General features: G+C 61.0%; 22 protein-coding genes. 10 read left to right on the forward strand and 12 right to left on the reverse strand.

The features are described 5' to 3' along the window. Positions 1-125 precede the first annotated feature (125 nt). A complete protein-coding gene (locus LMH93_RS25255; RefSeq protein ID WP_004576932.1) occupies positions 126-1,490 on the forward strand; it encodes a formimidoylglutamate deiminase in 1,365 nt (454 codons plus the stop codon). A gap of 72 nt (positions 1,491-1,562) precedes the next feature. Here the strand turns inward: LMH93_RS25255 and LMH93_RS25260 are convergent, their stop codons facing one another. The 5 genes from LMH93_RS25260 to LMH93_RS25280 all read right to left on the reverse strand — a co-directional run bounded on the left by LMH93_RS25260 (position 1,563) and on the right by LMH93_RS25280 (position 6,912). Further along, on the reverse strand, positions 1,563-2,135 hold the full coding sequence (locus LMH93_RS25260) for a lipocalin family protein (RefSeq protein WP_230064719.1): 573 nt from the start codon (positions 2,133-2,135) through the stop codon (positions 1,563-1,565). After that, positions 2,132-2,386 carry an outer membrane protein assembly factor BamE domain-containing protein gene (gene bamE / locus LMH93_RS25265; protein WP_003249234.1) on the reverse strand — a complete coding sequence of 85 codons (255 nt, stop codon included), beginning with the start codon at positions 2,384-2,386 and terminating at the stop codon, positions 2,132-2,134. The genes LMH93_RS25260 and bamE overlap by 4 nt, the downstream gene beginning before the upstream one ends. A 227-nt stretch (positions 2,387-2,613) precedes the next feature. Then, positions 2,614-3,210 (reverse strand): DUF924 family protein, encoded by a 597-nt coding sequence (locus LMH93_RS25270; protein WP_012053931.1) that lies wholly within the window; start codon positions 3,208-3,210, stop codon positions 2,614-2,616. Between the two features lie 3 nt (positions 3,211-3,213). Continuing rightward, positions 3,214-4,224: a class 1 fructose-bisphosphatase gene (locus LMH93_RS25275; RefSeq protein WP_003249230.1), complete on the reverse strand. Its 1,011-nt coding sequence runs from the start codon at positions 4,222-4,224 to the stop codon at positions 3,214-3,216. A 237-nt stretch (positions 4,225-4,461) separates the two neighbouring features. Continuing rightward, the gene (locus LMH93_RS25280) at positions 4,462-6,912 is read right to left on the reverse strand and encodes a glycogen/starch/alpha-glucan phosphorylase (RefSeq protein WP_012053932.1); all 2,451 of its coding nucleotides are present in this window, start codon (positions 6,910-6,912) and stop codon (positions 4,462-4,464) included. A 184-nt stretch (positions 6,913-7,096) separates the two neighbouring features. On the opposite strand from LMH93_RS25280, the gene LMH93_RS25285 reads away from it, so the two are divergent. After that, entirely contained in the window at positions 7,097-7,501 is a 405-nt protein-coding gene (locus tag LMH93_RS25285) for a YkgJ family cysteine cluster protein (protein WP_003249225.1), read from the forward strand. A 173-nt stretch (positions 7,502-7,674) separates the two neighbouring features. On the opposite strand, the gene LMH93_RS25290 is transcribed toward LMH93_RS25285, so the two are convergent. The 3 genes from LMH93_RS25290 to thiI form a co-directional block, all read right to left on the reverse strand. Then, positions 7,675-8,894 (reverse strand): IS3 family transposase gene (locus tag LMH93_RS25290; protein WP_156747497.1). Its coding sequence is split into 2 segments (ribosomal slippage): positions 7,675-8,546 and positions 8,546-8,894, totalling 1,221 coding nucleotides; the frame shifts between segments, so codons are not numbered across the junction. Positions 8,895-9,009: 115 nt separating this feature from the next. Then, positions 9,010-10,830, reverse strand: a complete 1,821-nt coding sequence (gene typA, locus LMH93_RS25295) for a translational GTPase TypA (RefSeq protein WP_003249222.1) — start codon at positions 10,828-10,830, stop codon at positions 9,010-9,012. A gap of 128 nt (positions 10,831-10,958) precedes the next feature. Continuing rightward, entirely contained in the window at positions 10,959-12,413 is a 1,455-nt protein-coding gene (gene thiI, locus LMH93_RS25300; protein WP_003249221.1) for a tRNA uracil 4-sulfurtransferase ThiI, read from the reverse strand. A 470-nt stretch (positions 12,414-12,883) separates the two neighbouring features. On the opposite strand from thiI, the gene glnA reads away from it, so the two are divergent. The 3 genes from glnA to ntrC all read left to right on the forward strand — a co-directional run bounded on the left by glnA (position 12,884) and on the right by ntrC (position 17,174). Continuing rightward, positions 12,884-14,290 carry a type I glutamate--ammonia ligase gene (gene glnA, locus LMH93_RS25305; RefSeq protein WP_003249219.1) on the forward strand — a complete coding sequence of 469 codons (1,407 nt, stop codon included), beginning with the start codon at positions 12,884-12,886 and terminating at the stop codon, positions 14,288-14,290. A 365-nt stretch (positions 14,291-14,655) separates the two neighbouring features. After that, positions 14,656-15,741: a nitrogen regulation protein NR(II) gene (glnL, locus tag LMH93_RS25310; RefSeq protein WP_003249215.1), complete on the forward strand. Its 1,086-nt coding sequence runs from the start codon at positions 14,656-14,658 to the stop codon at positions 15,739-15,741. Beyond that, positions 15,738-17,174 carry a nitrogen regulation protein NR(I) gene (ntrC, locus tag LMH93_RS25315; RefSeq protein WP_003249213.1) on the forward strand — a complete coding sequence of 479 codons (1,437 nt, stop codon included), beginning with the start codon at positions 15,738-15,740 and terminating at the stop codon, positions 17,172-17,174. The genes glnL and ntrC overlap by 4 nt, the downstream gene beginning before the upstream one ends. Positions 17,175-17,633: 459 nt before the next feature. Here the strand turns inward: ntrC and LMH93_RS25320 are convergent, their stop codons facing one another. Next, a complete protein-coding gene (locus LMH93_RS25320) occupies positions 17,634-18,071 on the reverse strand; it encodes a hypothetical protein (protein WP_003249211.1) in 438 nt (145 codons plus the stop codon). Between LMH93_RS25320 and trmL the strand changes: the two genes are divergently transcribed. Continuing rightward, positions 18,070-18,531, forward strand: a complete 462-nt coding sequence (gene trmL / locus LMH93_RS25325) for a tRNA (uridine(34)/cytosine(34)/5-carboxymethylaminomethyluridine(34)-2'-O)-methyltransferase TrmL (protein ID WP_003249209.1) — start codon at positions 18,070-18,072, stop codon at positions 18,529-18,531. The genes LMH93_RS25320 and trmL overlap by 2 nt on opposite strands. A 155-nt stretch (positions 18,532-18,686) precedes the next feature. On the opposite strand, the gene secB is transcribed toward trmL, so the two are convergent. From secB to LMH93_RS25340, 3 genes are read right to left on the reverse strand one after another with little or no spacing between them, the layout of a single operon-like run. Beyond that, the gene (secB, locus tag LMH93_RS25330) at positions 18,687-19,172 is read right to left on the reverse strand and encodes a protein-export chaperone SecB (RefSeq protein ID WP_003249206.1); all 486 of its coding nucleotides are present in this window, start codon (positions 19,170-19,172) and stop codon (positions 18,687-18,689) included. Between the two features lie 39 nt (positions 19,173-19,211). Continuing rightward, the gene (grxC, locus tag LMH93_RS25335) at positions 19,212-19,466 is read right to left on the reverse strand and encodes a glutaredoxin 3 (protein WP_003249204.1); all 255 of its coding nucleotides are present in this window, start codon (positions 19,464-19,466) and stop codon (positions 19,212-19,214) included. Between the two features lies 1 nt (position 19,467). Beyond that, on the reverse strand, positions 19,468-19,881 hold the full coding sequence (locus LMH93_RS25340) for a rhodanese-like domain-containing protein (RefSeq protein ID WP_003249200.1): 414 nt from the start codon (positions 19,879-19,881) through the stop codon (positions 19,468-19,470). A 207-nt stretch (positions 19,882-20,088) separates the two neighbouring features. Between LMH93_RS25340 and gpmI the strand changes: the two genes are divergently transcribed. The 4 genes from gpmI to LMH93_RS25360 all read left to right on the forward strand — a co-directional run bounded on the left by gpmI (position 20,089) and on the right by LMH93_RS25360 (position 25,435). Beyond that, positions 20,089-21,624, forward strand: a complete 1,536-nt coding sequence (gene gpmI, locus LMH93_RS25345; RefSeq protein WP_230064720.1) for a 2,3-bisphosphoglycerate-independent phosphoglycerate mutase — start codon at positions 20,089-20,091, stop codon at positions 21,622-21,624. A 140-nt stretch (positions 21,625-21,764) separates the two neighbouring features. Beyond that, complete coding sequence (locus tag LMH93_RS25350; RefSeq protein WP_230064721.1) at positions 21,765-23,108, forward strand: murein hydrolase activator EnvC family protein; 1,344 nt, start codon at positions 21,765-21,767, stop codon at positions 23,106-23,108. A gap of 234 nt (positions 23,109-23,342) precedes the next feature. Next, positions 23,343-24,659: a S41 family peptidase gene (locus tag LMH93_RS25355; RefSeq protein WP_047603589.1), complete on the forward strand. Its 1,317-nt coding sequence runs from the start codon at positions 23,343-23,345 to the stop codon at positions 24,657-24,659. An 8-nt stretch (positions 24,660-24,667) separates the two neighbouring features. Then, positions 24,668-25,435 (forward strand): divergent polysaccharide deacetylase family protein, encoded by a 768-nt coding sequence (locus tag LMH93_RS25360; RefSeq protein WP_014859110.1) that lies wholly within the window; start codon positions 24,668-24,670, stop codon positions 25,433-25,435. Positions 25,436-25,472: the final 37 nt, after the last annotated feature.

Genomic DNA, 25,472 nt, shown 5'->3' on the forward strand with positions numbered 1-25,472 from the left:
ACAGGAGGTGTCGGCACGGCGATGGATCCTTGTGCAAATGAAATGAGCGGTAGCTTGCCGCAGTTTACCCGGCAGGCAAACGCCTGTATATGTATATACAAGTTAACAATAACAGGATTCCACCGATGTCAGCCTACTTCGCCGAACGCGCCCTGCTACCTACGGGTTGGGCCAGCCATGTGCGTATCGAGGTCGCCCGCGATGGCCGCGTGGCCAGCATCGAGCCTGGCGCTTCGGCCGAAGGCGCCGAGCGCCTGGCCGGCCCGCTGCTGCCCGGCATGCCCAACCTGCACTCGCATGCCTTCCAGCGCGCCATGGCAGGCCTGGCGGAAGTTGCCGGCAACCCCAACGACAGTTTCTGGACCTGGCGAGACCTGATGTACCGCCTGGTCGGGCAGATCAGCCCAGAGCAGCTTCAGGTCATCGCCCGCCAGCTGTACATCGAGATGCTCAAGGCCGGTTATACCTCGGTGGCGGAGTTCCACTACGTGCACCACGACCAGGCCGGCAAGCCCTACGCCGACCCCGCCGAGCTGTCGCGACGCATCAGCGCGGCCGCAGCCGACAGCGGCATCGGCCTGACCTTGCTGCCGGTGCTGTACAGCCATGCAGGCTTTGGCGGCCAGGCGCCGAACGACGGGCAGCGGCGCTTCATCAACTCCACCGCGCAGTACCTGCAGCTGCAAGCCCAGCTCGCCCCGCTGCTGGCCGCGCAACCGGCGCAGCAACTGGGCCTGTGCTTCCACTCACTGCGGGCGGTAACGCCTGGGCAGATCGCCGAAGTGTTGGCGGCCAGCGACAGGCAGTGCCCAGTGCATATCCACATCGCCGAACAGCAGAAGGAAGTCGACGACTGCCTGGCCTGGAGCGGCCTGCGCCCGCTGCAGTGGCTGTACGAGCACGTGGACGTGGACCGCCGCTGGTGCCTGGTACACGCTACCCACGCCGAACCGGACGAAGTCACTGCCATGGCCCGCAGCGGCGCGGTGGCCGGGTTGTGCCTGACCACCGAAGCCAACCTGGGCGATGGGATCTTCCCGGCAGTGGATTTCCTGGCACAGGGCGGGCGTATGGGCATTGGCTCGGACAGCCATGTGTCGTTGAGCGTGGTGGAGGAGCTGCGCTGGCTGGAATATGGCCAGCGCCTGCGGGACCAGCGGCGCAACCGCCTGTATCGCGGCGACCAACCGATGGTCGGGCGCACGCTGTATGACGCGGCGTTGGCCGGTGGTGCACAGGCGCTGGGGCAGGCGGTCGGCGAGTTGGCGGTGGGCAAGCGTGCCGACTGGCTGGTGCTCGATGGGCAGGACCCCTACATCGCCATGGCGGAGGGTGATGCCATTCTCAACCGTTGGCTGTTTGCCGGCGGCGATCGCCAGGTGCGCGATGTGATGGTGAATGGGCAGTGGGTGGTGCGCCAGGGGCGGCATGCGCAAGAAGAAGAAAGCGGGCGGGCGTTTGCCGAGGTGTTGCGCCAGCTTTTGGGCTGAGTGTATCGGGGCTGCATTGCAGCCCTTCGCGGGCTTGCCCGCGAAGGGTTGCAAATCAACCCCAAAAAAAACTCAGTGCATTTTTACTATTTGCTGATCGGACGCCCGCCAGATCAAGCGGCTGGTGTCATACCCCTGCTGCCGCGCCCTGGACAGCAGGTTCTCACGCTCCCAGGCCGGCAGTGTCGGCATGCGCGACAGAATCCAAAGGTATTTGCGGTCCGGGCTGCCGACGATGGCCGTACGGTAGTGGTCGTCCACATAAAGAATCCAGTACTCACCCCGCGCCACGCCTGGCACCAGCCTGGTGAACCAGTTATCGAACTCGACCCACAGCTTGTCGGTGTGCCCCGGCTCCTGGATATTCGCATGCCCTTCGGCGCGAAGCCATTCATCACCCATGGTGCGGCAGCGGTTGAGCACGCCATAACTGCCATCAGGCCTGAGGTTGTAATGGGCCTCGGACTGCTCGCAGCCTTCCTGGAAGCGCATGGGCAGGCGCGCCAGCTCGTACCATTTGCCCTGGTAGCGCTTGAGGTCGACATGGCCGGCGGTTTTCGGCGCCAGCGGGTCGTGCACGGAACCTGCACAACCGCCCAGCAGCAACGCCAGGCATACCCCCATCAGCAGGTACGCACGCCTCATTTGAGGCCCTGCCCGGAATACATCAGCACCTTGTCAGCTGCGTACTGCACGCTGATGAAGCTCTTCTCGTCCCCCCAGGTGCAGCTGCTCATGCCCAACGCGCCAGAACACTCGGTCGGCGTGCCGAGCAACTGCTCGACCTCGGCCTTGTTCATACCGGCCTTGATCTTGGAATAGTTTTCCTGATTGATCTTGCTGCAGGCAGTCAGCACGACGCACAGCGACAACAGGGCGAGGGAACGCAACGACATGAAGGGACACTCCTGAAAGATGATACAGGCGAGTGGCCTGCAGTGACCTTCGACGTGAAAATCCCTCCCAGGTTCCCTGCCCCACCCCCTATGTCCCTACACCATTGGTCGGATGGCCACTACTGTGCGATTAATCACAAAGCATTAATCATGCGCCCAATAAAAAAGGCCGTCCCCAATGGGAGCGGCCTTGCGTCGCGATGCCTGCACAGCAGGCCCCTTGGGCCTCAGAACCGGGACCCAGGCTCCAGCAAAAAGTCCATCTCTTCGCTGGTGCTCGGCCGCTCCAGCACCAGGTTGCGGTGCGGGAAGCGCCCGAAACGGGCAATTACCCGCTGGTGCTGCTCGGCATAGTCGAGGAAGCCTTCAAACAGCCGGCGGTTGGCCTCGGGCTGTTCGTCCAGCAGCATTCGATAACGCTCCACGCACAGGTTCTGCCAGTCCAGCACTTCGGCATGCTCCAGTACCAGCAGCACGAACACGCGCTGGATCGGCAGCAACTGGTAATCCCAGCCCTTCTGCAGGCCCTGCATGGCCACCACCTGGGCACGCCGGTCGCCCTCGAAGGCACGCGGCGTGTCGCGGTAGATCATGCGTGGCAGCTGGTCGAGCAAAATCAGCAGGCCCAGCCAGCCCTGCGGGCTTTGCTGCCACTCTTCGAGCCCACCCGCCAGGGCATGCTCGACCAGGTCGCCAAACAGCGCATGGGCCTCGGCATCGTAATGTTTGCCGAACCACAGCGTGCTCTTCTCGTCAGCCACGGCCTGGGCACTGGTGCCCCAACCGAACCACCACTCCAGCAACGGCTGCCAAGGTGCGAGCATGACTTACTCCTTGTGGTAAGCGGTGACGCGCTCGACCTCTTCCTTCGAGCCGAGAATCACCGACACGCGCTGGTGCAGGCTTTCTGGCTTGATGTCGAGGATGCGATCGTAACCGTTGGTGGAAGCGCCACCGGCCTGTTCGATGATGAACGACATCGGGTTGGCTTCGTACATCAGGCGCAGCTTGCCCGGCTTGCTTGGTTCGCGGGCGTCACGTGGGTACATGAACAGGCCGCCACGGGTCAGGATGCGGTGCACGTCGGCCACCATCGAGGCGATCCAGCGCATGTTGTAGTTCTTCTTCAGCGGGCCGGTCTCGCCTGCCAGCAGTTCGCCCACATAGCGCTGTACCGGGGCTTCCCAGTGGCGCTGGTTGGACATGTTGATGGCGAACTCGGCGGTGGTCTCCGGTACGCGGATGTTTTCGTGAGTCAGCACGAAGCTGCCCAGTTCGCGGTCCAGGGTGAAGCCCTTGACGCCGTTGCCCAGGGTCAGGATCAGCATGGTCTGCGGGCCGTAGATGGCATAACCGGCAGCAACCTGCTCGGTACCTGGCTGCAGGAACGCTTCTTCGTTGAGGCTTTCGTTCTGGCTCAGGTATTGGTTAGGGCAACGCAGAACCGAGAAGATGGTACCGACCGACACGTTGACGTCGATGTTCGACGAACCGTCCAGCGGGTCGAAGACCAGCAGGTAGGCGCCTTTCGGGTACTTGCCCGGGATCTGGTACGCGTTGTCCATTTCTTCGGAAGCCATGCCAGCCAGGTGACCGCCCCACTCGTTGGCTTCCAGCAGGATATCGTTGGAAATCACGTCCAGTTTCTTCTGGACCTCGCCCTGCACGTTTTCAGTGCCCATGCTGCCCAGCACACCGCCGAGGGCGCCTTTGGACACGTGATGGCTGATTTCCTTGCACGCACGCGCTACCACTTCGATCAGGAAGCGCAGATCGGCAGGGGTATTGTTGCTGCGGGTCTGCTCAATCAGATAGCGACTCAGGGTAACGCGGGACATGTATGGCTCCGAACGGATTGGGGGGATGAAAAACCCCCGCAGTTTACAGGGAGAGTGACGGGCTAGCGAGTGATGAGACTCGCCACGGCTCTCAGACGGCACAATAGGTCGGTAGTTCAGCCTTCGCCAGGCCGGTGGTCTGGTTGTGGGGCCATTCGCGGACGCGCCCGCGCCTACAGGTGGATAAGGGCCCTGTAGGCGCCGGATTACCCGCGAACAAGCCAGCACAGGCCCGCCTCAGTCCAGCGCCTTCCAGATCTCGGTCGCATACTCGCGAATGGTCCGATCCGAGGAGAACCAGCCCATCCGCGCGGTATTGAGCACCGCCTTGCGCCACCACTCCTGCGGTGTGTGCCACAGATCCTCGACCCGCCGCTGGGCATCCCAGTAGGCATCGAAATCGGCACACACCAGGAAGCGATCGTAGGCCACCAGGCCGTCGATCAACCCGGTGTACCGAGAAGGGTCGTCTGGCGAGAACACACCACTGCGAATGGCCTGCAACACATCGGTCAAGCGGTTGGAAGCAGCTATGGCGGCATTGGCGCCAAAATCACCGGCACGCTTGCGCGCTTCAACCTGCTGCGCGGTCAGGCCAAAGATGAACATGTTGTCGGCCCCCACCTGTTCGCACATCTCTACGTTGGCGCCATCCAGGGTGCCGATGGTCAGCGCACCATTGAGGCCGAACTTCATGTTACTGGTACCGGAAGCTTCGTAACCCGCGGTGGATATCTGCTCGGAAAGGTCCGCCGCCGGGATGATGCTCTCGGCCAGGCTGACGTTGTAGTTGGGCAGGAACACCACCTTCAGCAGGCCGCGCACCGTCGGGTCGTTGTTCACCACCCGGGCGATGTCGTTGGCCAGCTTGATGATCAGTTTGGCCTGGTGGTAACTGGCCGCAGCCTTGCCAGCGAAGATCTTCACCCGCGGCACCCAGTTGGTGCCAGGGTCGTTGCGTATGGCCTGGTACAGTGCAACGGTGTGCAGCAGGTTGAGCAACTGGCGCTTGTATTCGTGAATACGTTTGACCTGAACGTCGAATAGCGCCTCGGGGTTGACCGTGACGCCGATACGATCCTGAATGATGCTGGCCAAGGCGCGCTTGCTGTGCAGCCGCTGGGCAGCGAACTGCTTGCGGAAACCGGCTTTTTCGGCGAACGGCACCAGGCCCGCCAGACGCGTCTGTGGGTCGTCCTTGAGTTCCGGCCCAAGCGCCTCGACCAGCATCTCGGTCAGTTGAGGGTTGGACTGGTACAACCAGCGGCGGAAGGTAATGCCGTTGGTCTTGTTGTTGATCCGTTGCGGGTAGAGCTTGTGCAGTTCGGAGAACACCGTGCTTTTCATCAACTTGCTGTGCAGCGCCGACACGCCGTTGACGCTGTGCGAGCCGAGAAACGCCAGGTTGCCCATGCGCACCCGTCGGCCGTTGTCTTCCTCAATCAGCGAAACCGCGCGCAGCACGTCGAAGTCGTGCAGGCCTTTGGCCCGCAACGCATCGATATGGTAGGCATTGATCAGGTAGATAATCTGCATGTGCCGTGGCAGCATGCGCTCCATCAGCGCTACCGGCCAGGTTTCCAGGGCTTCTGGCAACAGGGTATGGTTGGTGTAGGCAAGCGTGCCGACGGTCAGCTCCCAGGCCTTTTCCCAAGGCACTTCGTGCTGATCCACCAGCAACCGCATCAGCTCCGCCACCGCAATCGAGGGATGGGTGTCGTTTAGCTGGATGGCCGCTGCATCAGGCAGGTTGAGCAGGTCCTTGTGCATGTTCAGGTGGCGCCGCAGCAAGTCCTGCAGCGAAGCCGAGACGAAAAAGTACTCTTGGCGAAGGCGCAGTTCCTGACCGGCCTCGGTACTGTCGGCGGGGTAAAGCACACGCGAAATGCTCTCGGCACGCGCCACTTCAGCCACAGCCCCCAAATGGTCACCGGCGTTGAAGCGCTCCAGGTGCAGCTCTTCCAGCGCCCGCGCACGCCACAGGCGCAGGGTGTTGACGCTGGATCCGCGCCAGCCGACTACCGGCGTGTCGTAGGCCACCGCCCGCACCGTCTCGCCAGGCCACCATACCTGGCGCTGGCTACCGCTTGCATCGTGCACCGTTTCGACACTGCCGCCAAAGCTGATCGGGTAGATCACCTCGGCGCGCTCGAACTCCCAGGGGTTGCCGAAATCCAGCCAGTTCTCGGTCTGTTCCTGCTGCCAGCCATCGACCACGGCCTGACGGAACAGCCCGTGCTCGTAGCGGATGCCGTAACCATGGGCAGCGATACCCAGGGTAGACATGCTCTCCATGAAGCACGCAGCCAGACGGCCAAGGCCACCATTGCCCAGCGCGGCGTCCGGCTCGAGCAGGCGAATGCGTTCGAGGTCCACATTCAGCCCTTCCAGCGCATCGCGGGCGACGTCCAGCAGGCCCAGGTTGCTCAGGCTGTCGTACAGCAAGCGGCCGATGAGAAACTCCAGGGAAAGGTAGTAGACACGCTTCTGGCTGCGCCGATAGGCCTGCCGGGTGTGATCCATCCAGTGGTCGACCATGTGATCGCGCGCAGCCAGGGCAATGGCTTCGAACCAGTCATGGTCGAAGGCGTGCTCGGGGTCCTTGCCGACCGCGTAGGTCAGCTTGTTCAGTACAGCAGCGCGAAAATCCGCGACTTCGGCGTCACGTGCTTTGGGTTCCTGGGACATGCGGCATCCTCGGGCAAGTTGACGAAAGCGGAGGGAGAGTGTTGAGACTAGACCCTTCGACAGAGAGCGACAGTTACGGTTCGCAGTTTTCATGCCCACTCTGCGATTCCGGCAAAAGGTTGTTCATAAATTGAACAATTCCGGTATCATCGCGCGCCCCAAGACCGTGATCCACCCTATAAAGATGAAAACGACCCTGATCGCCGCGGCCGAAGTCGACCGCCTGGAGACCTGGCAGCGCTATACCAGCAACATGTGCCATGGCTGCCATTCGACCTGCTGCACCCTGCCGGTGGAGGTGAAGATCAAGGATCTGATCCGTATCGGCGTGGTCGACGAGTTCGAAAAAGACGAACCCCCCAAGAACGTGGCCAAGCGCCTGCAAAAAGAAGGCATCATCGAGCGCTTCAACCAGAAGTCCGGGATCTTCACCCTCACCCGGATGAGCAACGACGACTGCATGTACCTGGATCGTAAAAGCCGGCTGTGCACCATTTATGACAAGCGCCCGGATACCTGCCGCAACCACCCCAAGGTCGGACCGCGGCCGGGGTATTGCGCCTACAAGCCCAAGGTGGTTGGGCGCTGATCTATTGCCTGCAGCGGCCTCTTCGCGGGTGAACCCGCTCCTACAGGTCTTGACCTTTGTGGATATCCTGTAGGAGCGGGTTTACCCGCGAAGAGGCCGGTACTACCAGCACAAAAAACCCAGATGTCTAGTCCTGAAATAGGTTTACACCTGTTCAGGTAGGCCGACAGGCCTCAAAACGCCCGATGCACCGCATCGGGCGTTTTGTTTTTCAGGGCCATATGAGGCCGTTCTGTATTGTAAATCTGCACTGCCTCGTCAACCATCTGCCTCGCTTGTTCCAGATCTTCAGGGCTACTCAACAGCAGCTCCATCTTGAGGATTCCGTTGATTCGCTCGGCCAGCGCGTTCTGGTAGCAGTCATACCCATCAGTCATGGAGCACTGAACGCCGTGCCGTTGATGTAGTGACTGGTATAGCGCCGAGCAATATTGGATTCCTCGATCCGAATGGTGGACTAATGGCTGGCGACGACGGCGCTTTCGTAATGCCTGCTTGAAGGCTTGCGCCACTGACTCGGCATGCAGGCTTTCATGGACGTGGTGGCCAACAATCTTCCTGGAGTACGCATCCGTTACCAGGCTCAGGTACAGCGGGCCCTTGCGTGCGGGCAGGTAAGTAATGTCGGCAACCCAGACGTGCTCCGGCCTTGTCGGAACGATCTGACTTGGGCCGGGTTTGAGTAAATTGGGATGGCGGTAGAAGCGATGAAAGCTTTGTGTTGTCTTGTGATAGGCCCGCTTAGGCAGCACTAGCAAACGGCGCTCTCCCAAGACCTGGAACAGCCTATCTCGGCCGACCTGGAATCGTCTGTCAGGTTGGCAATGCAGCAGATAGTGCAGCTTGCGTGTGCCCAGACGAGGCTGGCGTATCCGGATCTGCTGTACAAACTCAACCACCCGGTCTGCCTGGCGTTCTTTGCCATCAGCAACTCGATTGCGTTTGTAGTAAGCCTGTCGACTGATGCCTAGAAACTGACAAGCCCTGGCAATGCTCAGTCCTGCGACTTGACCTTGCGTGAGGACTTGCCGGATCGCTTTTTTACGACCGAGACACCATAGTCATTTTTCAGAACATCAACGACCGTCTCAAAGAATTGGGCCTTCTGGCTCATCAGCTCAAGCTGCTGCTCAAGCTCTTTGATCCGCTGCTCTGGAGTGAGCGTTTTGGGGTCAGACATCGCGCAGCTCCTCTCGTCGCGGATCGAGGCCCCCTGGCTCCAATCCTGCCGACCGTGCTTACGCAACCATACCAGAACCGTCGAGCGACCCTGGATGCCATACCGCATCTGGGCCTGCTTGTAGGTCAGTTCGCCTTTTTCTATCTGATCAACCACCGCCAATTTAAAAGACAGTGAGTAATCACGCTGTGTGCGCTTTACACCTTGCTCCATCAGACTCTCCGGAAATTCGGGATGGGAGGTGTAAACCTTATTCAGGACGGGACAAGACAAACAAAAACGCCCCCGGCCTTTCGACCGGGGGCGTTTTCATTCAGCCTGAGCTAACTCAGTTCTTGGCTTTCTTGGCTGCGCGGGTACGCTCGCCTTCGTCCAGGATCTTCTTGCGCAGACGGATCGACTTAGGCGTCACTTCGCACAGCTCGTCGTCCTGGATGAATTCCAGGGCCTGCTCGAGGGTGTGGCGAACTGGTGGCACCAGGGCGATGACTTCGTCTTTGCCGGAAGCACGCATGTTGTCGAGCTTCTTGCCTTTGGTCGGGTTCACGCCCAGGTCGTTGTCACGGCTGTTCAGGCCGATGATCTGACCGTTGTAGATCTCCTGGCCGTGTTCAACGAACAGCTTGCCGCGAGCCTGCAGGGTTTCCAGCGAGTAGGTCAGTGCCTTGCCGGTCTCGACCGAAACCAGTACGCCGTTGAGGCGGCCGGACATCTGGCCCGACTTCATGGTGTCGTAGCGATCGAAGATCGAGGTCAGGATGCCTGCACCGTTGGTCAGGGTCAGGAACTGGTTACGGAAACCGATCAGACCACGGGCTGGAATGTTGTACTCCAGACGAACACGGCCCTTGCCATCCGGAACCATGTTGGTCAGGTCGCCTTTACGCAGACCCATCTCTTCCATGACTTTGCCCTGGGATTCTTCAGGGATGTCGATGGTGACGTTCTCGAACGGCTCCTGCTTCACGCCGTCGACTTCGCGGATGATCACTTCAGGACGGCCCACGGCCATTTCGAAGCCTTCACGACGCATGGTTTCGATCAGCACCGACAGGTGCAACTCACCACGGCCCGAAACCTTGAACTTGTCTGGGGAGTCGGTCTCCTGAACGCGCAGGGCAACGTTGTACAGCAGCTCCTTGTCCAGACGGTCCTTGATGTTACGGCTGGTGACGAACTTGCCTTCTTTACCGCAGAACGGCGAGTCGTTGACCTGGAAGGTCATCGAAACGGTCGGCTCGTCAACGGTCAGCGGCTTCATCGCTTCTACCGCATCCGGGGCGCACAGGGTGTCGGAGATGAACAGCTCATCGAAACCGCTGATGCAGACGATATCGCCAGCCTGGGCTTCTTCGACGTCAACGCGGTGCAGACCGTGGTGACCCATCAGCTTCAGGATACGGCCGTTACGCTTCTTGCCGTTGGTGTCGATGGCGACAACCGGGGTGTTCGGCTTGACGCGGCCACGGGCGATGCGGCCAACACCGATCACGCCGAGGAAGCTGTTGTAGTCCAGTGCGGAGATCTGCATCTGGAACGGGCCGTCGCGGTCAACAGACGGTGCTGGTACGTTGTCGATGATCGACTGGTACAGCGGGGTCATGTCTTCGGCCATGGCAGTGTGGTCCAGGCCGGCAATGCCGTTCAGGGCCGAGGCGTAGACCACTTTGAAGTCCAGCTGTTCGTCGGTGGCACCGAGGTTGTCGAACAGGTCGAAGATCTGGTCCAGAACCCAGTCAGGACGTGCGCCCGGACGGTCAACCTTGTTGATCACGACGATTGGCTTCAGGCCGGCTTCGAAAGCCTTCTTGGTCACGAAGCGAGTTTGCGGCATCGGGCCGTCTTGGGCGTCGACCAGCAGCAGCACGGAGTCGACCATCGACATTACACGCTCAACCTCGCCACCGAAGTCGGCGTGGCCGGGGGTGTCGACGATGTTGATGTGGTAGCCGTTCCAGTTGATGGCGGTGTTTTTCGCCAGAATGGTAATACCGCGCTCTTTTTCCTGGTCGTTGGAGTCCATGACGCGCTCGTCATTGAGCTCGTTACGCTCCAGAGTGCCGGACTGACGCAGGAGTTTGTCGACCAGAGTGGTTTTACCATGGTCAACGTGGGCGATGATGGCGATGTTACGCAGATTTTCGATCACAAGTGTATCTCGATCAGAGGATTCGGTTGCCGCCCAGTGTAGGCGGCCAATATGTACTGTTTAAGGCTCAGCGGGCCCGGCGGTCGGGAGGGCGATGGCGGATACTGCCGCCATACAGCCCCGGCGTCTTATGTCGGACGATAAACACGCACATTGGCATGTCCCTCACTGAGCAGGTGGTGTGCGTGCAAACGGCTCATCACACCCTTGTCGCAATACAGCAAGTACTGGCGCGTGGGGTCCAGGTGCTTGAACTTGCTGTTGATGGCGTAGAACGGCATGGCCTGGACTTCGATACCTTCCAGCACCAGAGGTTCGTCTTCCTGGGCATCGGGGTGGCGAATGTCGATGACGATCTGGCCTGGCAGCGCCTCGGCCACTTCCTCGATTTCGATGTCCTTGCCCAGCTCATCGATCACATGGTCGATGGAAATGAACTTGGCGCGCTCAAGAGCGCGCTCCAGCACGGCCATGTCGAACTGCTTTTCTTCGTGCTCCATGCGGTGACGCTTGGCATGGGTGGTCGGGTTTACCGAGATCACGCCGCAATATTCCGGCATGTGCTTGGCAAAGTCCGCGGTGCCGATTTCGGTGGCCTGGTCGATGATGTCCTGCTTGTGGCTGGCCAGCAGCGGGCGCAGCACCAGCTTGTCGGTGGCCGAGTCGATGATCGACAGGTTCGGCAGGGTCTGGCTGGACACCTGGGAAATCGCTTCGCCGGTCACCAGCGCGTCGATCTGCAGGCGGTCGGCCATATGGGCGGCGCCGCGCAGCATCATGCGCTTGAGGGTCACGCCCATGTAGCTGTTGTCGACCTTGTTGAGGATCTCGCCAACCACTTCTTCGAACGGCACGCTGATGAACAGTACGCGCTGGCTGCTGCCGTATTTTTTCCACAGGTAATGGGCCACTTCCATTACGCCCAGCTCGTGGGCACGGCCGCCGAGGTTGAAGAAGCAGAAGTGGGTCATCAGGCCGCGGCGCATCATCTGGTAGGCCGCAACGGTGGAGTCGAAACCACCGGACATCAGCACCAGGGTCTGCTCCAGGGCACCCAGCGGATAACCGCCGATGCCATTGTGCTGGTTGTGGATCACGTACAGGCGCTGGTCGCGGATTTCGATGCGCACCAGCACTTCAGGCTTTTTCAGCTCGATCCCGGCGGCGCCACACTGCTGGCGCAGCTGGCTGCCGACGTAACGGTCGACGTCCATCGAGGTGAAGTCATGGTGGCCACCGCGCTTGCAGCGCACGGCGAAGTGCTTGCCGGCCAGCAGGTGGCCGAAGTGGTGCTTGCACTTGGCGACGATGTCGTCGAAGTCACCCAGCGGGTATTCCTCTACCTGCAGGAAGTGGGTGATACCCGGGGTGCAGGTGAGGCGTTCGATCATCTCGCGCTGGACTTTTTCGTCTTCGACGCGGGTGACCACCTCGAGATTGTCCCAGACACCATCGACCGCGAGCTCAGGGTCGAGATCCTTGAGCACGTTGCGGATGTTCTTGCCAAGCTGGCGGATGAAGCGCTTGCGCACCGGCCGGCTTTTGATGGTGATTTCTGGGAAGACTTTGACGATAAGTTTCATTGGTTAACAGCGCGCGCAGGGCCTGCCGAAAATGAGGGGCGCGAATTATATCGGAAATTGCTCAGGATTTGACCAACTTTTGATCAGAAGCTTTGAGATAAATGCAGAGGCCAGGTTTTGCAGTGCCTGTTCCGGCCCTTTCGCGGGTAAACCCGCGCCTACAGGCGGTGCAAAGCCCGTAGGAGCGGGTTTACCCGCGAAGAGGCCCTAGAACCTGGCACACCACTCACGCAACGCACCCTATTGGTGCGATACGATCAAAAAACGCATCGTAAGGGTGCACTTTTACCCGCCAACCCAACGCCAAATGCCCGCAAACGCCCCCTTTTATCCCACCCTCGCCATTTTCGGGCACTGGCATGCAATTTGCTCCCTTGTGAGGCAGGTAAGCTTGGCCGACTATCCGCGCCCGGCAACACCCTTTTTCCAGGGCAGCGGCCCACCGCGCTCTAGACCATCCGGAGGACAACATGTCGAAGTCGGTTCAACTCATCAAAGATCATGACGTCAAGTGGATTGATCTGCGTTTCACGGACACCAAAGGCATTCAGCACCACGTGACCATGCCGTCGCGTGATGCGCTGGACGAAGACTTCTTCGAAGTCGGCAAGATGTTCGACGGTTCCTCCATCGCTGGCTGGAAAGGCATCGAAGCTTCCGACATGATCCTGATGCCGGTCGACGAAACCGCCGTTCTGGACCCGTTCACCGAAGAACCAACCCTGATCATCACCTGCGACATCGTCGACCCGTCGAGCATGCAGGGCTACGACCGCGACCCACGCGCCATCGCCAAGCGTGCTGAAGAGTACCTGAAGAGCACCGGCATCGGTGACACCGTATTCGCCGGTCCAGAGCCTGAGTTCTTCATCTTCGACGAAGTGAAGTTCCACTCGGACATCTCCGGTTCGATGTTCAAGATCTTCTCCGAGCAGGGCTCGTGGATGACCGGCGCTGACGTGGAAGGCGGCAACAAAGGCCACCGTCCAGGCGTGAAAGGCGGCTACTTCCCGGTTCCGCCGTTCGACCATGACCACGAAATCCGTACTGCCATGTGCAACGCCCTGGAAGAAATGGGCCAGACCGTTGAAGTTCACCACCACGAAGTGGCGACTGCCGGCCAGAACGAAATCGGCGTCAAGTTCAACACCCTGGTGAAGAAGGCTGACGAAGTACAGGCGCTGAAATACGTCGTGCACAACGTTGCCGACGCTTACGGCCGTACCGCCACCTTCATGCCGAAGCCACTGTACGGCGACAACGGCTCGGGCATGCACGTGCACATGTCGATCTGGAAAGACGGCAAGAACACCTTCTCGGGTGAAGGCTATGCCGGCCTGTCCGACACCGCCCTGTACTTCATCGGCGGTATCATCAAGCACGGTAAGGCCCTGAATGGCTTCACCAACCCGTCGACCAACTCGTACAAGCGTCTGGTCCCAGGCTTCGAAGCCCCGGTAATGCTGGCCTACTCGGCTCGCAACCGTTCCGCCTCGATCCGTATTCCTTACGTTGGCAGCCCGAAAGCCCGCCGTATCGAAGCACGCTTCCCGGACCCATCGGCCAACCCGTACCTGGCGTTCGCGGCCCTGCTGATGGCTGGCCTGGACGGCATCCAGAACAAGATCCACCCAGGCGACGCGGCCGACAAGAACCTGTACGACCTGCCGCCAGAAGAAGCCAAGAACATCCCGCAAGTGTGCGGCAGCCTGAAAGAAGCTCTGGAAGAGCTGGATAAAGGCCGTGCGTTCCTGACCAAGGGCGGCGTGTTCTCCGATGACTTCATCGACGCCTTCATCGAACTGAAGAGCGAAGAAGAAATCAAGGTCCGTACCTTCGTACACCCGCTGGAATACGAGCTGTACTACAGCTGCTGATCTGATTGGCGCCTCGCGCCGATGACATGATCACAACGGCCTCCCTCGGGAGGCCGTTTTTGTTTCTGCGCACCTTGCAGAAGCACCACTGATTCGCCTGCCACGCTATGCTCTATCTTGGTGCACTAATTCACGCCATGCCCTCAATTGCTCCCCAATCTGGTTCAGATTAAACGTTTCACCAAGACTTTCTGATCCGAATTTGCGCAGATTCAGGCCTTTATCGGTAAATCCCGCTTCTTTTCGGAGCTTTGGTTTGTTTCTTGCATTTTCTTATCCAGAGTCTCGCATCAGTGGATCCACCCCGCGTCCGGCCCTGACCAAAGCAGTGCCAGGCAAGCGCCAAACGAGGTCAACGACGCCTTATGACCATCAGCGATGCACAGCACCGTCTGCTTCTGGACAACCTGACCACCGCCACGTTGCTGCTCAACGCCGAGCTGCGCCTGGAGTACATGAACCCGGCCGCAGAAATGCTACTGGCCGTCAGCGGCCAGCGCAGCCATGGGCAGTTCATCAGCGAGCTGTTCACCGAATCGACCGAGGCGCTCAGTTCGCTGCGCCAGGCGGTCGAGCAGGCGCACCCGTTCACCAAGCGTGAAGCGCAGCTTACATCGCTGACCGGGCAGACCATCACCGTCGACTACGCGGTAACGCCGATACTGCATCAAGGCCAGACCCTGCTGTTGCTCGAGGTGCACCCGCGGGACCGTCTGCTGCGCATCACCAAGGAAGAGGCCCAACTGAGCAAGCAGGAAACCACCAAGATGCTGGTGCGCGGCCTGGCCCACGAAATCAAGAACCCCCTTGGCGGCATCCGCGGAGCGGCCCAGCTACTGGCCCGCGAACTGCCCGAGGAAGGGCTGCGCGACTACACCAATGTGATCATCGAAGAGGCCGACCGCTTGCGTAACCTGGTCGACCGCATGCTCGGCTCGAACAAGCTGCCGTCGCTGGCCATGACCAATATTCACGAAGTGCTGGAGCGGGTGTGCAGCCTTGTCGATGCCGAAAGCCAAGGGTGCATCACTTTGGTGCGCGATTACGACCCAAGCCTGCCGGACGTGCTGATCGACCGAGAACAGATGATTCAAGCCGTACTCAACATCGTGCGCAACGCCATGCAGGCGATCAGCTCGCAGAATGAGCTGCGCCTGGGTCGCATCACCTTGCGCAGCCGTGCCCTTCGCCAGTTCACCATCGGCCACGTGCGTCACCGCCTGGTAGCGCGGGTAGAAATCATCGACAACGGCCCGGGCATCCCGCCGGAACTGCAGGACACCCTCTTCTATCCCATGGTCAGTGGCCGCCCGGACGGTACCGGGCTGGGCCTGGCCATTACCCAGAACATCATCAGCCAGCACCAGGGCCTGATCGAGTGTGAAAGCCACGCTGGCCATACCGCCTTCTCGATTTACCTGCCTCTGGAACAAGGAGCCACCGCCTCATGAGCCGAAGTGAAACCGTATGGATCGTCGACGATGATCGTTCCATCCGCTGGGTCCTGGAAAAAGCCCTGCAACAGGAAGGCATGACCACCCAGAGCTTCGACAGCGCAGACGGTGTCATGGGACGCCTGGCACGCCAGCAACCCGACGTGATCATTTCCGACATTCGCATGCCTGGCACCAGCGGCCTCGACCTGCTGGCGCAGATCCGCGAGCAGCACCCGCGCCTGCCGGTCATCATCATGACCGCCCACTCCGACCTGGACAGCGCCGTGGCCTCGTACCAAGGCGGTGCCTTCGAGTACCTGCCCAAGCCATTCGACGTCGACGAAGCGGTATCACTGGTCAAGCGCGCCAACCAGCACGCCCAGGAGCAGCAAGGCCTGGATGTGCCACAGAACCTGGCGCGCACCCCGGAAATCATTGGTGAAGCCCCGGCGATGCAGGAGGTGTTCCGCGCCATCGGCCGCCTCAGCCACTCCAACATCACCGTGCTGATCAATGGCGAGTCCGGCACCGGCAAAGAACTGGTGGCCCACGCCCTGCACCGGCACAGCCCACGCGCAGCATCGCCGTTCATTGCCCTGAACATGGCCGCCATCCCCAAGGACTTGATGGAGTCGGAGCTGTTCGGCCATGAGAAAGGCGCCTTCACAGGTGCTGCCAACTTGCGTCGCGGCCGTTTCGAGCAGGCCGATGGTGGCACGCTGTTCCTCGACGAAATCGGGGACATGCCTGCCGACACCCAGACCCGCCTGCTGCGTGTGCTGGCCGATGGCGAGTTCTACCGCGTGGGCGGCCATGTGCCGGTCAAGGTCGACGTGCGCATCATCGCCGCCACCCACCAGAACCTGGAGTCACTGGTGCAGGCCGGCAAGTTTCGTGAGGACTTGTTCCACCGCCTGAACGTGATCCGTATCCATATTCCGCGCCTGGCCGACCGCCGCGAGGATATCCCCGCCCTCGCCCGCCACTTCCTTGCCCGGGCGGCCCAGGAGCTGGCAGTCGAGCCGAAGATCCTCAAGCCGGAGACTGAAGAGTTCATCCGCAACCTGCCATGGCCGGGCAATGTGCGGCAGATGGAGAACACCTGCCGCTGGATCACCGTGATGGCCTCCAGCCGCGAAGTGCTGATCGGCGACCTGCCACCCGAACTGCTGAACCTGCCACAAGACGCCGCGCCGGTAACCAACTGGGAGCAGGCCCTGCGCCAGTGGGCCGACCAGGCATTGGCGCGCGGGCAGACCAGCCTGCTGGACAGTGCAGTGCCGAGCTTTGAACGGATCATGATCGAAACGGCACTCAAGCACACCGCCGGCCGCCGTCGCGATGCCGCGCTGTTGCTGGGTTGGGGGCGCAATACCCTGACGCGCAAGATCAAGGAGCTGGGGATGAATGTGGCCGGGGGGGATGATGAGGAAGGTGATGACCACTGAGCTCTGAATTAGCTTTTTAGATTGCTGGGGCTGCTTTGCAGCCCATCGCGACACAAGGCCGCTCCCACAGGATCACCTCTGCCCCCTGGCTGATGCGATCCTGTGGGAGCGGCCTTGTGTCGCGATGGGGCGCAAAGCGGCCCCAGTCATTTCAGCCTTCTGAATGCACCGTTCCTGTGCCGGCTGCACCTCTCGAAGGCACAAATCCCCTCAAAATACGGCCAAATCACCCGCAAAGCCCAGTATTCACGGCTTTTGCAAAACTGGCACGCCCCCTGCAATAAGCAATACATCTCCAGTTTCGGGGGCCCTGGTACAGGCAGGCCGGGTGAACCCCTCTTTTATTTGCAGCACCGCCGCTTTTGGGGACCTCGGTACAGGCAGGCCGGGACATCCCCCCTTTATACGCAGCACCCCTTTTGGGGACCCTGGTACAGGCAGGCCGGGATATCCCCTCTTTTATTCGTGCAGTTTCACTTGCACCCGCCAGCGCCCAGCGTCCTCTGCACCGGCCCATTCGCCGTGCAGGGGGCGCGCGGCCACCACCGTCAACAACAAACCTTCCTTGCTGTGCTGTACCCGCCAGCTCACCGGCTTGCCCTGCAGGCTGAGCTGCCCTTGCTGAGCCTTGCCCTGGGCCTGAAACAGCAACGCCACCGTCCCTTCCACGTTCTCGCCATGCAGCTTGGGCTCTTCGTTGAACCACAGCTCCAGGCCATCCTGCGTCGCTTGCACCTGCTGCAGCTCACGCTCGTCCGGCGTAGTCAGGCGACCGATCATCAGCCCTACCATCAAGCCAACGATCGCCAATGACAGCATCACCCGTGGGAAGGCCTTCGAACGCACGTCCGGTTCAGGGGTAGAATGCCCGTCATCTTCACGTTTGGAGCCGTGCATGTTTCACGTCATCCTTTTTCAACCAGAAATTCCGCCGAATACCGGCAACATCATTCGTCTATGCGCCAACAGCGGCTGTGCCCTGCACCTGATCGAACCCATCAGCTTCGAACTGGATGACAAGCGCCTGCGCCGCGCAGGGCTGGACTACCACGAGTATGCCACGCTCAAGCGCCACGAGAGCCTGGCCGGATGCCTGGAAAGCCTTGGCAACCCACGGTTGTTCGCCTTTACCACCAAGGGCTCGCACCCGTTCCACGAAGTGGCCTTCCAGCCGGGCGACGCCTTCTTGTTCGGGCCAGAGAGCCGCGGGTTGCCGGCCGAGGTGCTGGACAGCCTGCCGGCCGAGCATCGCCTGCGCCTGCCGATGCGGCCAGGGTGCCGTAGCCTGAACCTGTCCAATACCGTGGCGGTGACGGTGTATGAGGCGTGGCGGCAGAACGGGTTTGCCGGCAGCTGATGTGTTGCCTGTGCGGGCCTCTTCGCGGGTAAACCCGCTCCTACGCAGGCCGAGAGAACGGCACAATCCCCTGTAGGAGCGGGTTTACCCGCGAAGAGGCCCGCGCCGGCAACAAAAAAGCGCCCCGAGAGGCGCTTTCTTGATACCGGCAGTAATTACTGCACAGTAGGCGCTTCACCCGCTTCCTGCATACGCTGCATTTCTTGCGCGTACAGGGCGTCGAAGTTGACCGGCGACAGCATCAGCGCCGGGAACGAACCGCGGGTCACCAGGCTGTCCAGGGCCTCACGGGCATAAGGGAACAGGATGTTCGGGCAGAACGCACCCAGGGTATGGCTCATCGAAGGCGCATCGAGGTTGGCGATCAGGAAGATACCGGCCTGCTGCACTTCAGCAATGAAGGCCACTTCATCACCGTTCTTGACGGTAACCGACAGGGTCAGCACGACCTCGTGGAAGTCACCTTCCAGGGATTTCTGCTTGGTGTTCAGGTCCAGGGCAACGCTCGGTTCCCAGGTCTGACGGAAGATCTGCGGGCTTTTCGGGGCCTCGAACGACAGGTCGCGCACATAGATGCGCTGCAGGGAGAACTGAGGGCTGTTGTCTTCTGCAGCAGCGCCGTTGGTCTGTTGGTCAGTCATGTCAGATCCTTATCCTAATGTTTTTGAATGCAGTGCAAATCAGGCCGCCAGCAACGCGTCGAGCTTGCCCGCGCGCTCCAGGGCATAGAGGTCATCGCATCCACCGACATGGGTACTGCCGATCCAGATCTGCGGCACCGACGTACGGCCGGCTTTCTGACTCATCTCGGCGCGAACCTGCGGTTTGCCGTCGACCTTGATTTCCTCGAAGGCCACGCCCTTGCTCTCGAGCAGGTACTTGGCACGCATGCAGTAGGGGCAGTAGTCGCTGGAATAGACGATGACAGGCTTCATATCACTTCACCAGGGGCAGGTTATCGGCTTTCCAGCTGGAAACGCCACCGCTCAGTTTGGCGGCGTTGTAACCAGCTTTGAGCAGCTCGCGGCAAATGGTGCCGGACTGCTGGCCCATCGCGTCGACGACGATCAAGGTCTTTTCTTTATGCTTGTCCAGCTCGGTCATGCGGTTGGCCAGCTTGTCCTGCGGGATGTTCACCGCGCCGACGATGTGACCGGCGGAGTATTCCTTGGCCGGGCGAATATCGATCACCAGGGCCTTCTCGGCATTGACCAGGGCTGTCAGTTGGCCATTAGTCAGGCTCTGGCCACCACGACGGATTTCATTGACGAGCAGCAGGACCAGCAGAATGAGGAAGATCGCAACCAGGATGTAGTGATCTGTCGCGAATTGAATCAGGTGAGCAACCATCAGCGGTGTTCCAGGCGATTGAAAATGCCGGCCAGTATACACAGCCCCTTGGTGCCACCAAAGCCCGACGGGCCGGCCACAAAACCACCTTCATGTTGCTACCACAGGTGCGCCGGTCGGTGGAATGGGACGAATATTCGCCGCAGGTGGCGTATTTGCCCTAAAATGCGTGTCTTTATCATCTTTGAACAACCGTGAGTTTGATTGATGACGAGCACGCCCAAACCCCTGGTCCTGATTATCCTGGATGGCTTCGGCCATAGTGATATCCCCGAACACAACGCCATCTTTGCCGCCAATAAACCGGTCTATGACCGCCTGTGCGCCACCCAGCCGCATGGCCTCATTTCCGGCTCGGGCATGGATGTCGGCCTGCCGGACGGGCAGATGGGCAACTCCGAAGTCGGTCATATGAACCTCGGCGCAGGTCGTGTCGTCTATCAGGACTTCACCCGGGTGACCAAGGCCATCCGCGACGGCGAGTTCTTCGAAAACCCGGTACTGACAGGTGCTGTGGACAAGGCAGTCGGTGCTGGCAAGGCCGTGCACATCCTCGGCCTGCTGTCCGATGGTGGCGTACACAGCCACCAGGAGCACTTGGTGGCCATGGCCGAACTGGCCGCCCAGCGTGGCGCTGAAAAGATCTACCTGCACGCCTTCCTCGATGGCCGGGACACCCCGCCACGCAGCGCGCAGTCGCCCATCGAACTGCTCGACGCCACCTTCGCCAAACTGGGCAAGGGCCGCATTGCCAGCCTGATCGGCCGCTACTACGCCATGGACCGCGACAATCGCTGGGACCGCGTCAGCGCCGCCTACAACCTCATCGTCGACAGCACTGCCGAGTACACCGCTGACACGGCCCTGGCAGGCCTTGAAGCGGCTTACGCCCGCGACGAAAGCGACGAGTTCGTCAAGGCCACGCGCATTGGCGAAGCCGTCAAGGTCGAAGATGGCGATGCCGTGATTTTCATGAACTTCCGCGCCGACCGCGCTCGCGAACTGTCGCGTGCATTCGTAGAGCCAGACTTTACGGAGTTCGCCCGTGCGCGCCTGCCGAAGATGGCGGCGTACATCGGCCTGACCCAGTATTCGGCGAAGATCCCGGCCCCGGCAGCCTTTGCCCCGTCCAGCCTGAACAACGTGCTGGGCGAATACCTGGCGAAAAACGGCAAGACCCAGCTGCGCATCGCCGAAACCGAGAAATACGCCCACGTCACCTTCTTCTTCTCGGGTGGCCGTGAAGAGCCGTTCGAAGGCGAAGAACGCATCCTGATCCCGTCGCCGAAGGTCGCCACCTATGACCTGCAACCGGAAATGAGCGCACCAGAGGTGACCGATCGCATCGTCGAAGCCATCGAACAGCAGCGCTTCGACGTCATCGTGGTCAACTACGCCAACGGCGACATGGTCGGCCACACCGGCGTGTTCGAGGCGGCGGTCAAGGCCGTCGAAGCACTGGATACCTGTGTAGGGCGCATTGTCGATGCACTGGACAAGGTCGGCGGCGAGGCCCTGATCACCGCTGACCACGGCAACGTCGAGCAGATGAAAGACGAGTGCACCGGCCAGGCGCACACCGCGCACACGACCGAGCCGGTACCGTTCATCTATGTGGGCAAGCGCAACGTGAAAGTGCGTGAAGGCGGCGTGCTGGCAGACGTGGCGCCGACCATGCTGAAGCTGCTTGGGCTGGAAAAGCCGGTGGAAATGACCGGTACCTCGATTCTGGTCGACGCCTGAATGTCGAAAGGGGCTGCGTTGCAGCCCCAATTGCACATGAATTCCAGACAAACGCCCCCCTGCATCCGCAGCGAGGCGTTTTTTTTGCCTGCCCAGGCGGGCATACTAGGCCAGTCTCCATCCTTGGTACGCCAAACCCCATGCTTCGCGCCCTGATCCTCCTAGCCCTGTCTTGCCTGCTCAGCCCGGCCTTCGCCGATGAGCGTGCGCAGACCCAGCAGCAACTGGATGCCACCCGCCAGGACATTGCCGAGCTCAAGAAAACGCTGAGCAAGCTCCAGGAAGAAAAGGCAGGTGTGCAAAAAGACCTCAAAGCCACCGAAACCGACATCGGCAACCTCGAAAAGCAGGTGGAGGCCCTGCAGCAAGAACTAAAAAAGACTGAAGGCGAGCTGGAGCGCCTTGATACCGAGAAAAAAAAACTCCAGAGCGCCCGCGTTGAACAACAACGACTGATCGCCATTCAGGCCCGTTCGGCTTACCAGAACAACGGTCGCGAGGAATACCTCAAGCTGCTGCTCAACCAGCAGAACCCCGAGAAATTCGCCCGCACCCTCACCTATTACGACTACCTGAGCAAGGCGCGCCTGGAGCAATTGCGCACCTTCAACGAGACCTTGCGCCAACTGGCCAACGTCGAACAGGAAATTTCCAGCCAGCAACAACAACTGCTGGCCCAGCGCACCGACCTCGATAGCCGCCGCCAGGCCCTGGAAACCGAGCGCGCCAAGCGCCAGCAGGTACTGGCAAAGCTCAACAGCGATGTAAAAGACCGCGATCAGAAGCTGCAAGCGCGCGAACAGGACCAGGCCGACCTGGCCAAAGTCCTGAAAACCATCGAGGAAACCCTCGCCCGCCAGGCGCGTGAAGCTGAAGAGGCACGCAAGAAGGCCCTGCTGGCACAGCAGGAAGCAGAAAAACGCCGCCAGCAGGAAGCGCTGGCCGCCGCCGCTGCCCGCGACCGGGCCCGTGAGCCCGCAGAGCCCGCAGAGCCCGCAGAGCCCGCAGAGCCAGTGGAACCGCCGAAAAAGGCCCGCACCACCCTCGGGCCGATGGTTTCCAGCGATGGCGCGAACTACGGCGGCGCATTTTCTGCTGCGCGGGGCAAACTTCCATGGCCAGTCAATGGTCGATTGCTGGCACGCTTCGGTGATGCCCGCGGTAGCGACGCTCGTGCCAAGTGGGATGGGGTTATGATCAGCGCCAACCCAGGCACCCAGGTACGTGCCGTACACGGCGGGCGTGTGGTATTCGCGGACTGGTTGCGCGGCGCCGGGCTTCTGGTCATTCTCGACCATGGCAACGGTTACCTGAGCCTGTACGGCCACAACCAGAGCCTGCTCAAGAATGCCGGTGATATCGTCAAGGCCGGTGAAGCCATTTCCACCGTTGGCGACAGCGGTGGCCAGGACGCAGCAGGCTTGTATTTCGCTATCCGCCAGCAAGGCCGGCCTGCCGACCCTTCGCAGTGGTGCCGGGGCTAGGCTCTGTACGAAAAGTCTTGAGACGCAGGTCAGGCAAGGCGAAAACAGCCGAGGAACGGCCGGGGTCGCGCCCGACTGTACTGGAGTACATGAGCATTCCGAGGCTGTTTTCAACGCAGCATGAACAAGTATCAAGGCTTTTCGTACAAAGCCTAGTCACATTTCTACGGCGCAGCCTGAGTGCTGCGCCGATGCTCCCCAGGGAGCGCTTACAGGATCAGGAGTTCGTTCGACATGCTGCACTCGCCTCGTCTCACCCAGCTGGCCCTGTCCATCGCCCTGGCGGTCGGCGCGCCCCTGGCCACCGCCGCAGAGCCGGCCAAGGCCGCCGCAGTGCCAGCCACCGAGGTGACCGCCAAGGCGCCACTGCCGCTGGAAGAACTGCGCACCTTCGCCGAGGTCCTGGACCGCATCAAGGCCGCCTACGTCGAACCGGTAGACGACAAGACCCTGCTGGAAAACGCCATCAAGGGCATGCTCAGCAACCTTGACCCGCATTCGGCCTACCTTGGCCCCGAGGACTTCCAGGAGCTGCAGGAAAGCACCAGCGGCGAGTTCGGCGGGCTGGGTATTGAAGTAGGCCAGGAAGACGGCTTCATCAAGGTGGTTTCGCCAATCGACGACACCCCAGCCTCGCGGGCCGGCGTGCAGGCCGGTGACTTGATCGTCAAGATCAACGGCGCCCCGACCCGCGGCCAGACCATGACCGAAGCGGTCGACAAGATGCGCGGCAAGGTCGGCGAGAAAATCACCCTGACCTTGGTACGCGACGGCGGCAACCCGTTCGACGTGACCCTGACCCGTGCAGTCATTCAGGTCAAGAGCGTGAAGAGCCAGCTGCTGGAGAACGATTACGGCTACATCCGTATCACTCAGTTCCAGGTCAAGACCGGTGACGAAGTGGGCAAGGCCCTGGCCAAGCTGCGCAAGGACAACGGCAAGAAACTGCGCGGGGTGGTGCTGGACCTGCGCAACAACCCAGGCGGCGTGTTGCAGTCGGCAGTGGAAGTGGCCGACCACTTCCTGACCAAAGGTCTGATCGTCTACACCAAGGGCCGCATCGCCAACTCCGAGCTGCGTTTCTCGGCCGACCCGGCCGATGCCAGCGCAGGCGTGCCGCTGGTGGTACTGATCAACGGTGGCAGTGCATCGGCATCGGAAATTGTCGCCGGCGCCCTGCAGGACCAGAAGCGCGCCGTGCTGATGGGCACCGACAGTTTCGGCAAAGGCTCGGTGCAGACCGTGCTGCCACTGGCCAACGACCGCGCCCTGAAGCTCACCACTGCGCTGTACTACACCCCCAACGGCCGCTCGATCCAGGCTCAGGGCATTGTCCCGGACATCGAGGTGCGCCCGGCCAAGCTCACCGCCGAAGCCGACACCGAAAACTTCAAGGAAGCCGACCTGCAGGGCCACCTGGGCAACGGCAACGGCGGCGCCGACCGCCCGACCGGCAGCAGCAAGCGCAAGGAGCGCCCGCAGGATGACGACTTCCAGCTGAGCCAGGCACTGAGCCTGCTCAAGGGCCTGAACATCACCAAGGGCGACTGAGCCACCCTATGCGTTTTCTGCTGTGTCTGTTGTTTTGCCTGATGGCCGGAATCGCGCAAGCGGCGCCGGCCAACAAGGCCTACATGAGCATCATCATCGACGACCTGGGCCAGAGCCCCGAGCGCGACAGCCGTACCCTGGCCCTGCCCGGGCCGGTGACCATGGCGATCATGCCCGACACCCCGCATGCCACCGACTTTGCCCGCCAGGCGCACAAGGCCGGCAAGACGGTGATCCTGCACATGCCCATGGACCCGGCCACCGGGCCCTATGCCTGGCACCCGGGCATCGCCATCGAAGAGCTGGCGCGGCGCCTGGACGCAGCATTGGTCAAGGTGCCCTACGCCGCCGGCATCAACAACCACATGGGCAGCCGCATGACCGCACAGCGTGAACCCATGGCGTGGTTGATGGGTGAGCTGCAGCGGCGCCATCTGTTCTTTGTCGACAGCCGCACCAGTGCCGCCACGGTCGCCGCAGCCGAGGCTCAAGCACACGATGTAGCGCATGTGTCACGGGATGTATTTCTGGATGACGTGCGCACGCCGGAAGCCATCGACGCTCAGCTGCAACAGGGTATTGCACTGGCCCGCAAGCAAGGCTCGGCCGTATTGATCGGCCACCCCTACCCGCAGACGCTAGCGGTACTGGAAAGTCAAATTCCACGGCTCAAGCAATTGGGGATCGAACTGGTCACGCTGCCACAGATGATCGCCACACGTGGCAACCAGGCCATGCCTGCACACGGCAAGCATGGCCGTTACAGCAACCGCTAACATTCGCTGATCGCGGCGCTGGGCCACCCGGGCGAAG

The sequence above is a fragment of the Pseudomonas sp. CIP-10 genome (assembly GCF_020911845.1).
Lineage (GTDB): Bacteria > Pseudomonadota > Gammaproteobacteria > Pseudomonadales > Pseudomonadaceae > Aquipseudomonas > Aquipseudomonas alloputida.

Coding starts and splice junctions, on each gene's coding strand:
- LMH93_RS25320 (WP_003249211.1), bottom strand. CDS start 18,071: ATGCACGGCTCCAAACGTGAAGATGACGGGCATTCTACCCCTGAACCG.
- LMH93_RS25275 (WP_003249230.1), bottom strand. CDS start 4,224: ATGTCCCGCGTTACCCTGAGTCGCTATCTGATTGAGCAGACCCGCAGC.
- gpmI (WP_230064720.1), top strand. CDS start 20,089: ATGACGAGCACGCCCAAACCCCTGGTCCTGATTATCCTGGATGGCTTC.
- LMH93_RS25280 (WP_012053932.1), bottom strand. CDS start 6,912: ATGTCCCAGGAACCCAAAGCACGTGACGCCGAAGTCGCGGATTTTCGC.
- thiI (WP_003249221.1), bottom strand. CDS start 12,413: ATGAAACTTATCGTCAAAGTCTTCCCAGAAATCACCATCAAAAGCCGG.
- secB (WP_003249206.1), bottom strand. CDS start 19,172: ATGACTGACCAACAGACCAACGGCGCTGCTGCAGAAGACAACAGCCCT.
- LMH93_RS25270 (WP_012053931.1), bottom strand. CDS start 3,210: ATGCTCGCACCTTGGCAGCCGTTGCTGGAGTGGTGGTTCGGTTGGGGC.
- glnA (WP_003249219.1), top strand. CDS start 12,884: ATGTCGAAGTCGGTTCAACTCATCAAAGATCATGACGTCAAGTGGATT.
- grxC (WP_003249204.1), bottom strand. CDS start 19,466: ATGAAGCCTGTCATCGTCTATTCCAGCGACTACTGCCCCTACTGCATG.
- LMH93_RS25340 (WP_003249200.1), bottom strand. CDS start 19,881: ATGGTTGCTCACCTGATTCAATTCGCGACAGATCACTACATCCTGGTT.
- LMH93_RS25355 (WP_047603589.1), top strand. CDS start 23,343: ATGCTGCACTCGCCTCGTCTCACCCAGCTGGCCCTGTCCATCGCCCTG.
- glnL (WP_003249215.1), top strand. CDS start 14,656: ATGACCATCAGCGATGCACAGCACCGTCTGCTTCTGGACAACCTGACC.
- bamE (WP_003249234.1), bottom strand. CDS start 2,386: ATGTCGTTGCGTTCCCTCGCCCTGTTGTCGCTGTGCGTCGTGCTGACT.
- LMH93_RS25285 (WP_003249225.1), top strand. CDS start 7,097: ATGAAAACGACCCTGATCGCCGCGGCCGAAGTCGACCGCCTGGAGACC.
- LMH93_RS25255 (WP_004576932.1), top strand. CDS start 126: ATGTCAGCCTACTTCGCCGAACGCGCCCTGCTACCTACGGGTTGGGCC.
- ntrC (WP_003249213.1), top strand. CDS start 15,738: ATGAGCCGAAGTGAAACCGTATGGATCGTCGACGATGATCGTTCCATC.
- trmL (WP_003249209.1), top strand. CDS start 18,070: ATGTTTCACGTCATCCTTTTTCAACCAGAAATTCCGCCGAATACCGGC.
- LMH93_RS25350 (WP_230064721.1), top strand. CDS start 21,765: ATGCTTCGCGCCCTGATCCTCCTAGCCCTGTCTTGCCTGCTCAGCCCG.
- LMH93_RS25360 (WP_014859110.1), top strand. CDS start 24,668: ATGCGTTTTCTGCTGTGTCTGTTGTTTTGCCTGATGGCCGGAATCGCG.
- LMH93_RS25260 (WP_230064719.1), bottom strand. CDS start 2,135: ATGAGGCGTGCGTACCTGCTGATGGGGGTATGCCTGGCGTTGCTGCTG.